This is a genomic window from Antarcticibacterium arcticum (assembly GCF_007993795.1).
In the GTDB taxonomy this organism is placed as follows: Bacteria; Bacteroidota; Bacteroidia; order Flavobacteriales; family Flavobacteriaceae; genus Gillisia; species Gillisia arctica.
In genome coordinates this window covers 531,134-545,607 of the sequence record NZ_CP042476.1, presented here as the reverse complement: position 1 = coordinate 545,607, position 14,474 = coordinate 531,134, and the positions used below count along the sequence as shown (strand labels likewise).

Below are 14,474 nucleotides of genomic sequence, written 5' to 3'. Positions count from 1 at the left end.
TTAGTGAAACAATTATTAAACGCTTCGGCCTGTGTTGATCACATTTACACCATCAAACCTGGTAGTGGAGCTTCCATGAGAAACGGCACTCACCTGTGAAGGCTGGCCTTTCCCGTCAAAGAAGGATCCGAACATACGGTAATCTCCCTCATCACAGATCTTTGTACAGGAATTCCAGAATTCCTGGGTATTGGACTGGTAAGCAACATCATCCAGCATACCTACTATCTCACCATTTTTTATCTCAAAGAAAACCGTACCTCCAAACTGGAAGTTATAGCGTTGTTGATCTATAGAGTAAGAACCTCTTCCTGCAATATAGATCCCTTTCTCTACATCCTTGATCATTTCATGAATTGAGTATTTGTCTTTGCCCGGTTCTAAGGAAACGTTTGGCATACGTTGAAACTGAACATCGTTCCAGCTTTGGGCATAACAGCATCCATGAGATTCATTCTGGTCTATCATATGTACCTGGTCTCTTATGGCCTGGTAGTTTTTAAGCACTCCATTGCGCACAAGGTCCCATTGTTTTGTTTTCACCCCTTCATCATCATATCCCACCCCGGCCAGAGAGCCCGGCTGGGTTTTATCTGCCACGAGATTTACAATATCACTACCATATTTAAAGTCACCACTTCTCCATTTATCAAGCGTGGCAAAACTGGTTCCTGCATAATTGGCCTCATAACCAAGAACGCGGTCAAGTTCCAGAGGATGCCCTACAGATTCGTGAATTGTCAATCCTAAATGGTTTGGTTCCAGTACCAGGTCATATTTGCCCGGTTCTACAGATTTGGCCTTCAGCATTTCCTTCGCCTGTTTGGCAGCCAGGGTTGCATCCTCCACAATATCATAGGAATTTCGGTATAAAGTAAGTCCGTTTGGGCCTTCAAGTTTTTCTGAAGCAAGACCGTCAAGATATTCGTACCCCATTCCCATTGGAGCGCTTAGGGCATCACGGGATTTGAACTTATTGGCCGCCCGGTCTATGGCTGTTACTCCAAATGTTGGCCAGATACGGTGAATATCCTGGTCTATATAAGAACCTTCTGTAGAAGCAAAATATTTCTGTTCATTTACCATGAACAGGTTAGAGTTTACAAAATTAGCTCCATTGTCCATAGCTGCAGCATTGGCTTTGAGCAGCAATTCTACTTTTTGAGAAACAGGAACTTCCTTGAAGTCTTTTTTAATTGGAGTTTTCCAGGAAACTTCTCCATAAGATTCTACCGGGGCAAGTTTAACCGGCTCCTTCTGGATAATAGCATTTGCCTTTGCAATGGCTACGGCCTGGTTGGTGGCTTTTTTTATTCCCTCCTCGGTCACATCATTGGTTGAAGCGAAACCCCAGGTGCCATTGGCTATCACGCGAATACCTATTCCAAACGATTCTGTATTCACTACATTTTGCACCTTGTCTTCCCGGGTTGAAATAAACTGATTGAGGTAGCGGCCAATTCTTGCATCGGCATAGGAGGCTCCTAGGGATCTTGCAGTATTAAGGGCAACATCTGCCAGTCTTTTTTTGACGGCAACGTCCATTCCTGGGTCCAGCATTGCTTCTACCGGAATATTATTTCCCAGCAGAAGGGAAGGCATCATCATTACACCGGCGCCTAAACCTGCTAATTGAACAAATTTTCTTCTTTCCATAAAAGATATGCTGTTATTTGATTAAATGAATACATAATAAAAAGAGCCTGCACCACGATGGTATGTGGATACCTATCCTGAATAATTATCCTAAAATTAAATATTGGGACAATGTTTAAGTTAGGGAGGAGCCTATAATCTTAATAAAAACCTAAAATAATAAAATAATTCGAAAATCCCCTGAATTTCTCAAAATTGGGAATTTCCGTAAGTGAGGCAATTCAGAGAGCGCCATTCCTCAATTTCAACTTAATTACATACCGAGGCAAGAAAAACATTATTCAAGCGTTTTTTTAATTGTTTGATATTCAATTATTCAATTACCTGATGTACATTTAAAGAACATAATATTAGCTGTTTATGAAGATAGATGCCAATTCTCCCGAGGATTATATTTCTAAAATTCCTGAAGACCGGCGGGAAGCAATGGCTCAATTGAGGCAAACTATCCTAACTAACTTACCCCCGGGTTTTGAGGAGACCATGAATTACGGAATGATAGGTTATGTAATACCACACAGCAATTATCCCGCGGGATATCATTGCGATCCCAGCATGCCCTTACCTTTTTTAAATATCGCGTCTCAAAAGAACTTTATAGGCCTTTACCATATGGGTTTATATGCCGATGATAAACTGCTGGATTGGTTTCAGGAAGAATATCCCAAATATTGCAAATCAAAACCAGATATGGGGAAAAGCTGTATTCGTTTTAAAAAAACCAATGATATTCCACTTGAACTTATAGGGGAACTTTGTAAAAAAATGACCCCCGGGGAATGGATCGCCAAATATGAAGGGGTTACAAAACCCTGATCTTTTTGTTATAAAAAAAGCACCCTTGCGGGTGCTTTTAAATATAATTTGAGGTTGTAATTAATGAGGTAAATTCTTCCTGAAGATTCCATAAAGCAAAGTGCCAATAAGGGACCCTGCCAGAACGACGAAAATTGAAATATAACCCGCACCTATGAGGGTGTAGATAGGACCCGGACAAGCCCCTGCCAGTGCCCACCCAAGACCAAAAATAACTCCCCCGTACATATAACGGCTAAAGCTTTTATCTTTTGGGGTAAAGGTGATGGGTTCTCCATCTATAGCTTTTAAATTTTTCTTTTTAATAAGATAAGTCCCAACAACTCCCAGAAATAAGGCAGATCCTATGATGCCATACATATGGAAGGACTGGAACTGGAACATTTCAAAAATCCTGAACCAGGAAGCGGCTTCGCTCTTATACATCACGATCCCGAAAATGATACCTATAAATAAAAATTTCAATAATTTCATCATCTTAAAATATTAATGGGTAAAGCAGGTGTACCATTACCAGGCCACCAATAAAAAATCCGGTTACGGCTATTAGAGAAGGTAATTGTAAATTGCTAAGCCCCGAGATCGCGTGGCCTGAGGTACATCCTCCCGCATAGCGCGCACCAAAACCTATAAGTATCCCTCCAATTAATAAAATTATTATTGCCTTAGGATCTGTCAAAGCTTCAAGCTCAAACAATTCTGCCGGGAGATAAGCCTCACCCGCGCTTTCAAATCCGTAGCCTTCAAGAATCTCAACCGTATCTGGATTTATATCAACAGCTGTGCTGGTACTTAAAAGGTTGGCACCAATAAACCCACCTATAATTGCTCCCAATACCACTACAAGATTCCATTTTTGAGATTTCCAGTTGAAATCAAAAAAATCGGCAACCTTATCTGCTCCTCCTATAGTACACATAGTACGCAGGTTTGAGGACATCCCAAAATTCTTACCTGTAAATAGCAGCAAGAACATAATTCCTGCTATTAACGGGCCGGCCACATACCAGGGCCACGGCTCTAAAATCCATTCCATAAAACTATTTTTTTCAACTGCAAAGAAAAGGAGTTTTAAGGTTCATATCTGTAACATTTGTTACAGGAACATTCTACTTATTTAATAATCAACATTTTGAATAGATATTTTTGCTCCAACGGGCTTAAATTACACTGAGTTTCAAATTGAAAATTTAAATTTTACCACAAACCATTTGGTAACAATTGTAACAGTACCAGTTTTGGCAATAAAGTATTTTTGACAAACAATTAGCTGAAATGAAAAAAAGAATATTAACCGGCTGGAATTTTACCAGAGTGGCCTTTTTAGTAATAGGCCTCTTGATGGGAATACAGGCAGGTTTAAACGGGGAATGGGTTGGAATGCTTATTGGCACTTACCTGGGTTCAATGGGATTGTTTGCCTTTGGCTGTGCCGGAGGGAATTGTTCCAACGGGTCCTGTGCTACAGAACCTGATCAAGATCATACAATATGATCCTTTTTCCCTCTAATTTTGAAAAATCATGATCAATAAATAAATACTTTACCAATGGATGCACATTTATATAACGTTGACCTAAGCTGGAAAAGCGACAGAAAAGGAGAAATTTCTTCCCCGGAGCTTAACCAAACAATAGAAGTTGCCACTCCCCCCGAATTTCCCAAAGGAATGGCGGGAATCTGGTCCCCGGAACATCTTTTTACCGCAGCGGTAAGCAGTTGTTTTATGACTACTTTTCTTGCAATTGCAGAAAATTCCAGCCTTAATTTCATAAACCTGTCCTGCCCTGCAAAAGGGAAACTTGAGCGGCTGGAAGGAAAATTTTTAATGAGCGAAGTTTTGCTTGAACCGGTGCTTACTATTCCACTTGAAGCAGACCGCGAGAAAGCAGAAAAGATCATTATCAAAGCTGAAAGGGCTTGCCTTATTTCTAATTCAATAACTTCAGAGATCATTCTTAAACCACAGGTAATTGTGGAAGAAGTTTTAGCTGTATAACACCTACCAATTATTTTTGAGGATCCCGTGCTTGTAATAATTGCGGGATCCTGCTATTTAGGAAAATAATAAGCAAAGGCTTTATCTTGCAGGCTTAAAATGAATTTATATCCAAATAAGGTGAGCATTGTAACCAATGTTACTGTAAAACCTTTAATCCTGTATTATTTTTGCCTCAGGAAATTCGAAAATATTAAATAACTAAAAATACTAATTATGTTTTTTCAACACGTATATGACAAATCCCTGGCCCAGGCCAGCTATGTAATAGGATGTCAAAAGACAGGAGAGGCGATTGTAATTGATGCAAAGCGCGACATTGATACCTACCTGGATATTGCCAAACAAAATAACCTGAACATCACCCACGTTACCGAAACTCATATCCATGCCGATTTTCTTGCAGGAACCCGTGAGCTTGCCGCGGTTACAGGTGCTAAGATGTTTCTTTCTGATGAAGGTGGACCGGACTGGAGCTATGAATTTGACCATATAGGATTAAAAGATGGAGATTCCATCAAAGTGGGAAATCTAAACCTGGAAGTAATGCATACTCCCGGACACACTCCGGAAAGTATTAGCTTTCTGTTGACAGATAATCCTGCCACCAAAGAACCTGTGATGGTGTTTACGGGAGATTTTGTTTTTGTGGGAGATATAGGTCGTCCTGATCTTTTGGAAAAAGCAGCGGGATTGAAAGGCACCCAGGATAAGGGAGCCGAAGATATGTACAAATCAATTAAAAAATTCAGTGACCTTCCACCTTACCTTCAGGTTTGGCCGGGGCACGGTGCAGGATCTGCCTGTGGCAAAGCCCTTGGCGCAGTACCAAGTACCACAGTGGGGTATGAATTGATACGTAACTGGGCCTTCCAGTATAAGGATAATAAGAAAGGATTTGTAGACTACTTACTGGATGGGCAACCAGAGCCTCCAAAGTATTTTGCTATGATGAAAAAACTTAACAAAGTAGACCGTCCGTTACTTACCACAGTTCCCAGACATAAAAAGCTTTCTCCTGCCGAGTTCAAAGCTGCTTATGATAAAGGGGTAAAAGTTATAGACGCCAGGGATAAGAATGAGTTCGCTCAGGGACATATACCTAATACTATTCACATACAGGGAAATAACTCCTTTTCAACCTGGGCAGGGTGGATCCTTAATTATGAGGAATCATTCATTCTTGTGGCAAGTGATGAACAAATGGAAGATCTTACCCGAAAACTAATGCGTATAGGCCTGGATAATATCCTTGGATATATTTCCAATGTGAATGATATGGGGATCTCTCTTGAAAAAACTGAAGTGATCAATATTGATGAATTCAGGGATTATTTAGATAAAGATGGCGTACAGGTAATTGATGTGCGTGGTGCTTCAGAATTTAAGGAAGGCCATATTGAAGGGGCTCAAAATATTTTTGTAGGAACCATTCAGGATCATATTTCTAAAATTGATAAGAATAAGGATGTTGTGATACATTGCCAGAGTGGTGCAAGGGCTGCAATTGCAGAATCTGTACTTGCCCGCAACGGTGTAAAAGATGTGAAAGTATATCCAGGCGGAATGAGCGAATGGATGGCAAAAAATGAACCTGTGGTTACATATTAATCAGGGTACATTTCCCAATAATTCAAAATCCCGGCAACTGCAAAGTTGCCGGGATTTTTTTATGCTATCCACTTATAGAGCATCCCCCACATTAGTGATATAAGTAAAGACCTCAACCTCATCATAAATAATTTGGGGAACGATAAATTCTTCAGAAGAAAACTGGATTATACAAATTATATACCCGGGTCATCATTTCTAGTATTCCCAGGTTTACTGAAGTGATTTAATCCTTCCGCAGAAACAAAAAAGTGGGTAAGGAATTGGTGTTTCTAAGGGCAGCATTTGGAAAATAAAAACAAACGGGTCCTACACTTATTATAGGGATAGGTGAAGAATTAAGCTGGTTTAGGTAAATTTAATTAAGAGGATCTAGCAGGAATTCCGGCTGAAAAGAGAATATAATCTTACAGAACTTCCTTCTCCGCATTTCATTCTTATATAAATGATCGCTGCAGAAAATAAGGTAAGCAATCCCACAACTATTATAGAAGCCTCAATACTTATAAGGTCTGATATAACACCGGTTAAGATTGCCCCAACAGCATATCCAAGATCCCGCCACAACCTAAAGATCCCAATGCTTTTGGCCCTGTCCAGCGGGTGGGTATTATCTGCAATAGTTGCCAGAAATGTAGGATATACCATTGCGGTGCCCCAACCCAGCAATGCCGATAATGCCACGTATTGGAACATACTCTCTGCCCAAACCAGCGCAATTAAGACAATTGCCTGTAACAGCATACCGGTAAAAAGCATATCTTTTTTGCAAAATTTATCGGCCATTTTTCCTGTGAATAATTGCCCCATCCCCCATACTGCAGGGTATGTTGCTGTTACAATTCCTATTTGTTCAAGGTTAAAATCCTTACCGGCCAGCAGGATAGGAAAAAGGCCCCAGGCCATCCCGTCATTCAGGTTATTTATAAGTCCCGCCTGGGTAACAGAACCAAGAGTGTTATCTTTCCAGGTGGTATCCCAAAAAATATTTTTAAGAGGTGCGTGTTTACTAATTCCCTCCTCTTTTTTTACATGCCCCCGTGTATCTTTTATGAGTAAAATACTGGTTAATAGCCCAAGCACCATTAAAACAATTCCCAAATAAAAAGGATAAGGCCTCAGGCCATATTCAGATGCAATATAACCGGTTAGAAATGCAATTAATGCCACGGCGATATAACCTGAAAACTCGTTGAGTCCCATTGCAAACCCCCGTTGTTTTTCGCCTACCAGATCAATTTTCATTACCACTGTGCTGGACCAGGCAAGACCCTGGTTTATCCCCAGCAGGACATTGGCCGCAATAACCCAATTCCAGTTGGGAGCATACATTAAAATAAATGGAATTGGAATAGCGAACACCCACCCCAGAATAAGTAGATTGCGTCGGCCAAACCGGTTTGCCAATGCCCCCGCATAATAATTGGAGATGGCTTTTACGATCCCAAATACTACAATAAAAGAAAGAATAGCGCTGGTGGCGGCAATGCCGAATTCCTTTTCGGCAATTTCCGGAAGGATACTTCTTTCCAGGCCTACCATACCACCTACAAAGGCATTCACAAGTACCAGTAAGGTAAATTGCTTCCAGTTCTCTTTTAATCCCAGGTGTATTTTTTCCATAGTGCCGGTTATGGATTAAAAGTAAAAATTAGTTACAAAATTGAGCTGATTAAAATTGCTTTTATTAAAAATGCTCTGGGCGTCCAGCATATTTTGATTTTCACGATACACCCATAACAAATCAAAACTTAAACCTTTGAAAAATCCTGAGGCATCGTAGCGCACGTGTGAATTTACCTGAAAGGATTCATCTACATTATATTTGTTGAATTTAAAAACCCCGGCATCGGCCCCCTTGATCTGCTGCAGTTCCACTCCAAGATGGAGATCTTTTACGGGCAGGTATGCTGCCTTCACGGTATATACATTTACATTCCCCAGCCCTTCCAAACGCGACCGTGGTATGGAGGTGAAAAAATGATCCCGCCCCAATTCCTTGGGAAATAAAAACCGCCCTGAATCAAATGCATGCGTATAGGCAAAAGCAAAATTTAGTCGGTCGTTTTTCCAACCCAACTGTGAACTTAACACCTGGCCATTCTCATCTGGTTGTATATACCTGTTCTCATAGTGCAAGTCCCCATTATAGGATAAAGGTGTTTGATATACATACTGCAGGCCCAGATTAAAATTATTAAAATCTACCCCCACTTCAGCCCAGGCAGAATTGAGGAATTTATCTATATAAATATCATAAAACTTCAACTTAAAAATTTCATGCTGAAAGTTGTAGTTGGCGATCCCAATGCCCGAAGACGGATAATGTTCATGGTATTCAGCAAGCTCACCATTTCGCTGGAATCCATTATAGAAAAGGCCAATCCCTTCTTCAATAGAAAACCACTCTGTAGTCGCCCGTGGTGAGATCCCACTCAACCAACCCAGATTTACCTGGTGTTGCGGGGTCAAATTCAAATGAGCCCAACCGCCCCTGTGTGCAAAAGGTTTCATTCTGCCATCACTGTGATTGAGCAGCGGGGTATATTCGGTCTCTAACTTTCCAAAACTCACATACGAGCTTCCAAAGCGATATCTTAGAAATAGCTCTTCCAGACGATCAAGGTCGCGGAAATTTCCCTGGTTTAAAACGTCATACAGCTCATATTCCCATTTTGAATTTTTTCCGGTAACGGGGTCTTCCATTCCCAGATCGTTTCCAAAGGTCTTGTAAGTAAAGATCCCTTTTACCCCAATCTCGAAGCCTTTATAATTTCCTGTGGTAAACCCAATAGCACCCCCGGTGGCATTTGTATAATAATCCTTTAGTTCCCCTTTATTATGGGTGCTCATAAAATAATTACGAAAATGGCCGTGCAGGTGTGCATTGGTGAAAATATCTTTTAGTTGCCCGGTTTCTGAATCACCTGAAACAGGGTCATGTTGTGGAAAACCGGCAAAGCTTATATTTAAAAATAAAATAATGAGTAGTTGATCTCGGAAAGTCATGAAGTAGGATTATGGATAAATTAAGATGCAAAAGTCCTTAAACCTTACTTCAGTTTCAGTAACAAAAGTTACGTTCCTCATCATTTAATAATCTGCATAAAATTCCCTTATGTAACAAATGTCACAGTTCTTATCGTTCTCAAATTTTATATTTGGCCTCACAATGGATCTAAAACCTTACATAGCAATTTTTTTCGCTTTTGTTTTCTTCGGAAAATTCCTGATGATGGATTCCAAAGTACTTGGTTTTATTCTGGATTCCGGTGAGATGTCCTATGTGAATCCGTTTTGTGAAAAGCAAAAAGCGGGTTTTGATGAAAATGGTGTTTTGGCTGACCTATTACCGGCTTCACCCTCTTTAACCATTGCTATAGATTCATTTTGCAATGCCCCATTTCATTTTGAAGAAGTGCAATGGGAATATATATTTGTTAAGCATACTTTTCAGCATTACCCTTATACCTCTCCAACACCCCCAAAAATTTTCAGGGATCGTTTTTACCCCCCTCCCAAAATTGTTTAGATAATAATTATTGATTGCCGGATGACATAAGATTCCGGAAAAATTTTAAATCTATTGTTTCCCGTAAAGTATAGCACTGCGCAGGATCCAAATTAAAACTCAATAAACTCTATTCAATGAAAAACCAGATTTTGGTTACCAATACTTCAATAAGAATACTTAGGATAATGCTTAGCGGGATATTTCTTGTGGCAGGATCCAACCATCTATTGAATGTAGAAGGAACCGTAAATAAAATGGATAAGGCAAGTTTAAAGGGGATGGCCTATGCAGTAGGTAATCCTGAATATCTTGTAATCCTATCCGGGATCGTAATGCTCCTGGCGGGAATATCCCTCTTAATTGGTTTCAGGACCCGTTATGCGGCGGCAATCCTGGGACTGGTATTAATACCCATTACTATTACCGTACAGGTGGGACAAATAAATTCCCTTGGACCCCTTTTTAAAAATATTGCCATCATGGGGGGACTCCTGTTCTTTATACTCAATGACTTTAACTCACAAAAAATTATGAAACCGGCACAGGCAGACCTGGGTCAAAAAATTAAATAACTATGAAAACATTATTTTTAAGCAGCCTTGCATTTGTTCTAATGTTGATAACAAATCCTGTAAATGCACAGGAAACTATAAATACACAGAACAATTATGTTGTACTTACTAAAAAAGTAGACCAATTAAAACCTATTATTCTTACTGCCAGATCCTTAAAAGAGGAAGACGGAGAAAATTTCGGGGATTACCAGGCAATTATATGCGGCCAGGATATTACCTTACTTACAGATAAGGAGAAAATGAAAGATTTTTTAACTGAGGCCAAAGAAGCGGGCGTTAAGTTAATTGCCTGCGGATTTTCAATGAAAAAATTCGGAGTTGATGCCGGGGAAATTCCGGCGGAATTTGAGGTCGTTGAAAACGGGATCCTGTATAATTTTCAGCTTCAGAAAAAAGGATATTACAGTTTAGGACTTTAAATTCTATAGGCCAAAATATTATTTAAAACAGTGAGGAAATGCAAATTGCATAGAAGCACTGAAAACACAATAAAAAATATGAAAATTAAAAAAGCAGGGCTTTTGGCTCTTTCAATTTTAGTCATGGGAATTTTTAGTTCCTGCCAGCAAATGACCGGTAAAAATGGAGACCAAATGAAAACACAAGCTCAGGATACCGTAAAGATCACCTTATTACAAACCGCCGATATTCACGGGCAGCTGGATCCTCACCTGGAACTTTTCTGGGAAAATGACAGTATAGTTTTTAAAGAAAGAGGGGGCCTGGCACATATCCAGACACTTTTCAAAGAAGAGAAAGCTAAAAATCCCAATACGTTTATAGTAGATGGCGGGGATCTTATACAGGGAAGTGGTTATGCGGCCTTATCGCAGGGATCAATTTTTCCCGATATTATAAAAAATATGGATTTTGACCTGATAATTCCGGGTAACTGGGAAGTGGTTTATGGGAAGGATGTGATGATGGAGGTAATGACAGCATTTGAAACCCCTGTTATTGCCCAAAATATGTACCATGAGGAGGATCAAAAGGAACTTTTCCCACCTTACTGGATACAGGAAATTGGTGGAGTAAAACTTGGTTTTATAGGGATTAATGACCCCGATGTTCCCATTCGGCAGAATCCAATCTTTAGCGAAGGGATCAATTTTAGCGGAATAGATGACAGTGTAAAAGACCTTATTAAAAAGGTAAAACACGAAGAAAAAGTAGACGCGCTTTTCCTGGTAACCCATATTGGGATCTTTAAGCAGGTGGAACTGTCCAACAACCCAATAGTGGCCGATGTTGAATATATTTTGGGGAATGATACCCACGAACGTATACGTAAGCCTATAGAGGGAAAATATGCAAAAGTGACCGAGCCGGGAGCATTTGGGTCCTTTGTAGGGAAACTGGACCTTTACTTTTTAAACGGAAAAATAGTAAGAGAGGAATATGAACTTATGGACGTTGATCCCGAGGTTTATAAAGCAGATCCTTTAATCGCTGAACTTGTGGAAAAAGCCAAAGCACCCTATAAGGAACATTTGGAAACCGTTGTAGGATATACCAATACACCTATTTACAGATATCTTACAGTTGAAAATCCAATGGATAATATGATCACCGATGCTGCCAGATGGAAGACAGGAGCAGACATATCCATTTCCAATGGTTTTAGGTTTGGAAACCCTGTTGTGCCGGTAGATGGAAAACCCGCTCCTATTACCCGCGCAAACTTGTGGAATTTAATTCCGGTAGACGAAAAAGTTAAAACCGGAAAGGCAACCGGAAAACAAATCAAGAACTGGCTGGAAAAGGAAATGCACAATGCATTTGCCCAGGTTTCAACCGAGAGATTTGGCGGCTGGCTGGTGCGTTTTTCAGGGATGGAAGTTGATTTTAACTCCCAGAATCCAAAGGGAGAGCGCATTAAATCTGTTAAAGTAAAAGGTGAGGAAATGAAGGATGACCAGTATTATACAATTTCAGCCTGTGTTCGCCCCGGCGATCCTAAAGATAACCTTTGCCGAATGCCTAATGTAAAAGATATTGAGGTTAAGGATTATACTATTCACGAAGTCGTTGAGGAATATTTGCAAAAGAATTCCCCGGTGGCTCCAAAACTTGATAAACGTGCCTATTGCGATTATTTAGGCCAAAACTCATTTTCTACTGTTCCCGGGACAGATTACAAGTTCCAGTAAATATTAGATTAATAGAAAAATTAAACCTCTCAATGTAAAAAGCGGTGAGAGGTTTTTTTTGATAGCCGAAGAAAGATATCTGTCACTTTTCTAAATCCATGTCCTCCTAGGATCTTATTGGGTTTTATTCAGGTTATGCTTTTCTTTATAAAAGTCCATAATGGGTTGAAAGGGACCGTACTTATGTTGAAGCTCTGTAAAATCATCGGCCCAGGGGCCATAAGGGGTTGATACGGGTTTTAATTTCCTGTCCGGGAAATCATTTTCTTTATTTCTTTTTTGAGGCCTTTTAAAACTATTAATATATCCTGCAAGATGATATGCCTCCTCATCAGTCAATTTTGGATTTTCCAGGGTGGCTTCTCCAAACGGCATATTCCCTTTTATAAAACTGGCTGCTGTAATAACTCGGTGCATACCCGCCCCGTCATTAAAACTGTCTTCACCCCAAAGGGGTGGGTACAAATACCCATTAGGAGATCCTGGCTTTTTAATACCTTCGCCATTATTTCCGTGGCAGCTGGCACATTCAACCCGGTATAAAGCTGCGCCGGTTTCCAGGTTAACGGCAACATCGGGCAAATTAATTTTGGGGAAACCTTTATATTCATCCTTCCGCTCTGGGGGAACATCATTACTAAGCCAATTCATATAAGCAAGAATGGCTTTCATTTCCCTGGAATCATCCGGAAGTTTTTGCCCGTCCATACTACGTTCCATACAGCCGTTTATCCTGTCTTCCAGGGTACTCTCCTTATTTGACCTGTTGCTGAACTGCGGAAAACGTTCCGTAATACCTATCCACGAAGCAGATCCCGGCTTGGTAGCGGCTTCCAGATGACAGTTGGCACAGGCAAGATTGTTGCCTGCATATCTCATTTTTGGATCTTCAGCCCCGGGGCCCATCCTATTGGGACTATCAGTTATCAAATGATACCCGTATTCTACCTCATTATTGCCAAAACCTGTGGCAAGGGCAAGTTCGATATCGCGCGGTGCCCATACCTCGAATGTTTCAGCAACTTTATTTTTAATAAAAAGCATCGGGTTTTCCCGGTATATAAAAACACCAATAAAAACCACCATAATAAGGGCAATTACTGCCCCAAACAAGTAGGTCACCGATTTTACGAGGCTTGAGAATTTATTCATTACGATTTAATTTGCGACAAACTGAACAAGGCAAAGCGAATATTTTGAAATTTTACCTCCACCCTATTATGTTTTAAATCAGGAATTTAAAATCCCTGTAACAAACATAAATTTTCTTTTATAATTACCGGGTAACATATGTTACATATACCACAGAAATCGCAAAAAATTGAACTGAAAATAAATTAGATAAGTCCCTCCTTTGCCATGTTAAATTATAACAGGTCTATCTGCCTATTTTAAAGAGGAAAGAAACTCTTTAAATTTAGCAGTATCATAATCGCCCATCCCCATATGGGTAAGTGCAAGATTGCCACGGGAGTCAATTACATACGTAGTTGGAATACTTTGAGTATAATACATTTGGGGTAAGGCACCATCAACTTTGTAAACTTCAAAATTATACCCCTTCTTGCGATGGAAATCTATAGCTTTTTGAAAATCCTGATCTACAGATAACATAATAAATGCAACCTCTTCTTTATCAACTTCATTGTAAAGCTTATTTATACCCGGCATTTCAGCAATACAGGGTGGACACCAGGTGGCCCAGATATTAAAGAAAATTACTTTTCCCCTTAGATCTTCCATGCTGGTTTGTCCCCCTTTTGTGTCTATAAGTTTTAAATTAAAATCGGCTACTGGCCGTGACTCCTCCTTCTTTTCGGGGCCGGCCATTTCCAGTTCAGGATTCATCACACCGGTGGCAAGTATGCCCCTTTGAAGAAATCCCAACACCTCTGTATGTAGGCCGGAAAAATATAAAACAGCCATTACCGCCGCAATCAATCCATATTCTATGAGGTTTTTTTTGGTTTTCTTATTCATATGTGATGATCGTTATTTATTGAGACCCGGAAGGGTATATTACCTTTTTCCGGCAGATTACGAAGATACAACGGGGGAAGAAGGAAATATGTAACCTAAGTTACACAGTGAAATGAAGGAGGATAGTAGCCCCCATCAGTATAAGAATTTAATTATTCGGAAATAAAGCAATCA

General features: G+C 40.0%; 15 protein-coding genes. 8 read left to right on the top strand and 7 right to left on the bottom strand.

Annotated features, from left to right (window positions below):
- Positions 1–15: 15 nt before the first annotated feature.
- Positions 16–1,656 carry a TldD/PmbA family protein gene (locus FK178_RS02325; RefSeq protein WP_146830611.1) on the bottom strand — a complete coding sequence of 547 codons (1,641 nt, stop codon included), beginning with the start codon at positions 1,654–1,656 and terminating at the stop codon, positions 16–18.
- Between the two features lie 360 nt (positions 1,657–2,016).
- On the opposite strand from FK178_RS02325, the gene FK178_RS02320 reads away from it, so the two are divergent.
- Positions 2,017–2,472: a DUF1801 domain-containing protein gene (locus FK178_RS02320; RefSeq protein WP_146830609.1), complete on the top strand. Its 456-nt coding sequence runs from the start codon at positions 2,017–2,019 to the stop codon at positions 2,470–2,472.
- 60 nt (positions 2,473–2,532) lie between these two features.
- Here FK178_RS02320 and FK178_RS02315 read toward each other — a convergent pair whose 3' ends face one another.
- Together FK178_RS02315 and FK178_RS02310 are read right to left on the bottom strand one after the other, a co-directional pair.
- The gene (locus tag FK178_RS02315; protein ID WP_146837400.1) at positions 2,533–2,946 is read right to left on the bottom strand and encodes a DUF6691 family protein; all 414 of its coding nucleotides are present in this window, start codon (positions 2,944–2,946) and stop codon (positions 2,533–2,535) included.
- A 4-nt stretch (positions 2,947–2,950) separates the two neighbouring features.
- Positions 2,951–3,508 (bottom strand): YeeE/YedE family protein, encoded by a 558-nt coding sequence (locus FK178_RS02310; RefSeq protein ID WP_146830607.1) that lies wholly within the window; start codon positions 3,506–3,508, stop codon positions 2,951–2,953.
- Positions 3,509–3,747: 239 nt separating this feature from the next.
- On the opposite strand from FK178_RS02310, the gene FK178_RS02305 reads away from it, so the two are divergent.
- From FK178_RS02305 to FK178_RS02295, 3 genes are all read left to right on the top strand, one after another.
- The gene (locus tag FK178_RS02305) at positions 3,748–3,966 is read left to right on the top strand and encodes a hypothetical protein (RefSeq protein WP_146830605.1); all 219 of its coding nucleotides are present in this window, start codon (positions 3,748–3,750) and stop codon (positions 3,964–3,966) included.
- 54 nt (positions 3,967–4,020) lie between these two features.
- On the top strand, positions 4,021–4,470 hold the full coding sequence (locus tag FK178_RS02300; protein WP_146830603.1) for an OsmC family protein: 450 nt from the start codon (positions 4,021–4,023) through the stop codon (positions 4,468–4,470).
- Between the two features lie 216 nt (positions 4,471–4,686).
- Positions 4,687–6,081: an MBL fold metallo-hydrolase gene (locus FK178_RS02295; RefSeq protein WP_146830601.1), complete on the top strand. Its 1,395-nt coding sequence runs from the start codon at positions 4,687–4,689 to the stop codon at positions 6,079–6,081.
- A gap of 372 nt (positions 6,082–6,453) precedes the next feature.
- On the opposite strand, the gene FK178_RS02290 is transcribed toward FK178_RS02295, so the two are convergent.
- Both FK178_RS02290 and FK178_RS02285 read right to left on the bottom strand, forming a co-directional pair.
- Entirely contained in the window at positions 6,454–7,704 is a 1,251-nt protein-coding gene (locus FK178_RS02290) for an MFS transporter (RefSeq protein ID WP_146830599.1), read from the bottom strand.
- Positions 7,705–7,719: 15 nt separating this feature from the next.
- On the bottom strand, positions 7,720–9,090 hold the full coding sequence (locus FK178_RS02285) for a hypothetical protein (protein ID WP_146830597.1): 1,371 nt from the start codon (positions 9,088–9,090) through the stop codon (positions 7,720–7,722).
- Between the two features lie 118 nt (positions 9,091–9,208).
- On the opposite strand from FK178_RS02285, the gene FK178_RS02280 reads away from it, so the two are divergent.
- The 4 genes from FK178_RS02280 to FK178_RS02265 all read left to right on the top strand — a co-directional run bounded on the left by FK178_RS02280 (position 9,209) and on the right by FK178_RS02265 (position 12,320).
- A complete protein-coding gene (locus tag FK178_RS02280; protein ID WP_146830595.1) occupies positions 9,209–9,613 on the top strand; it encodes a hypothetical protein in 405 nt (134 codons plus the stop codon).
- A gap of 116 nt (positions 9,614–9,729) precedes the next feature.
- Entirely contained in the window at positions 9,730–10,167 is a 438-nt protein-coding gene (locus FK178_RS02275; protein WP_146830593.1) for a DoxX family protein, read from the top strand.
- Between the two features lie 2 nt (positions 10,168–10,169).
- The gene (locus tag FK178_RS02270; protein ID WP_146830591.1) at positions 10,170–10,589 is read left to right on the top strand and encodes a DsrE family protein; all 420 of its coding nucleotides are present in this window, start codon (positions 10,170–10,172) and stop codon (positions 10,587–10,589) included.
- Between the two features lie 78 nt (positions 10,590–10,667).
- Positions 10,668–12,320 carry a bifunctional metallophosphatase/5'-nucleotidase gene (locus tag FK178_RS02265; RefSeq protein WP_146830589.1) on the top strand — a complete coding sequence of 551 codons (1,653 nt, stop codon included), beginning with the start codon at positions 10,668–10,670 and terminating at the stop codon, positions 12,318–12,320.
- A gap of 114 nt (positions 12,321–12,434) precedes the next feature.
- Here the strand turns inward: FK178_RS02265 and FK178_RS02260 are convergent, their stop codons facing one another.
- Both FK178_RS02260 and FK178_RS02255 read right to left on the bottom strand, forming a co-directional pair.
- Positions 12,435–13,472, bottom strand: coding sequence for a c-type cytochrome (locus FK178_RS02260; RefSeq protein ID WP_146830587.1), 1,038 nt, complete (start codon positions 13,470–13,472; stop codon positions 12,435–12,437).
- Between the two features lie 234 nt (positions 13,473–13,706).
- Positions 13,707–14,300, bottom strand: coding sequence for a TlpA family protein disulfide reductase (locus FK178_RS02255; protein ID WP_146830585.1), 594 nt, complete (start codon positions 14,298–14,300; stop codon positions 13,707–13,709).
- Positions 14,301–14,474 lie beyond the last annotated feature (174 nt).

Excerpts from the sequence above, each read along its gene's own strand:
- FK178_RS02325 (WP_146830611.1), bottom strand. The coding sequence starts at position 1,656 with ATGGAAAGAAGAAAATTTGTTCAATTAGCAGGTTTAGGCGCCGGTGTA.
- FK178_RS02320 (WP_146830609.1), top strand. The coding sequence starts at position 2,017 with ATGAAGATAGATGCCAATTCTCCCGAGGATTATATTTCTAAAATTCCT.
- FK178_RS02315 (WP_146837400.1), bottom strand. The coding sequence starts at position 2,946 with ATGAAATTATTGAAATTTTTATTTATAGGTATCATTTTCGGGATCGTG.
- FK178_RS02310 (WP_146830607.1), bottom strand. The coding sequence starts at position 3,508 with ATGGAATGGATTTTAGAGCCGTGGCCCTGGTATGTGGCCGGCCCGTTA.
- FK178_RS02305 (WP_146830605.1), top strand. The coding sequence starts at position 3,748 with ATGAAAAAAAGAATATTAACCGGCTGGAATTTTACCAGAGTGGCCTTT.
- FK178_RS02300 (WP_146830603.1), top strand. The coding sequence starts at position 4,021 with ATGGATGCACATTTATATAACGTTGACCTAAGCTGGAAAAGCGACAGA.
- FK178_RS02295 (WP_146830601.1), top strand. The coding sequence starts at position 4,687 with ATGTTTTTTCAACACGTATATGACAAATCCCTGGCCCAGGCCAGCTAT.
- FK178_RS02290 (WP_146830599.1), bottom strand. The coding sequence starts at position 7,704 with ATGGAAAAAATACACCTGGGATTAAAAGAGAACTGGAAGCAATTTACC.
- FK178_RS02285 (WP_146830597.1), bottom strand. The coding sequence starts at position 9,090 with ATGACTTTCCGAGATCAACTACTCATTATTTTATTTTTAAATATAAGC.
- FK178_RS02280 (WP_146830595.1), top strand. The coding sequence starts at position 9,209 with ATGTCACAGTTCTTATCGTTCTCAAATTTTATATTTGGCCTCACAATG.
- FK178_RS02275 (WP_146830593.1), top strand. The coding sequence starts at position 9,730 with ATGAAAAACCAGATTTTGGTTACCAATACTTCAATAAGAATACTTAGG.
- FK178_RS02270 (WP_146830591.1), top strand. The coding sequence starts at position 10,170 with ATGAAAACATTATTTTTAAGCAGCCTTGCATTTGTTCTAATGTTGATA.
- FK178_RS02265 (WP_146830589.1), top strand. The coding sequence starts at position 10,668 with ATGAAAATTAAAAAAGCAGGGCTTTTGGCTCTTTCAATTTTAGTCATG.
- FK178_RS02260 (WP_146830587.1), bottom strand. The coding sequence starts at position 13,472 with ATGAATAAATTCTCAAGCCTCGTAAAATCGGTGACCTACTTGTTTGGG.
- FK178_RS02255 (WP_146830585.1), bottom strand. The coding sequence starts at position 14,300 with ATGAATAAGAAAACCAAAAAAAACCTCATAGAATATGGATTGATTGCG.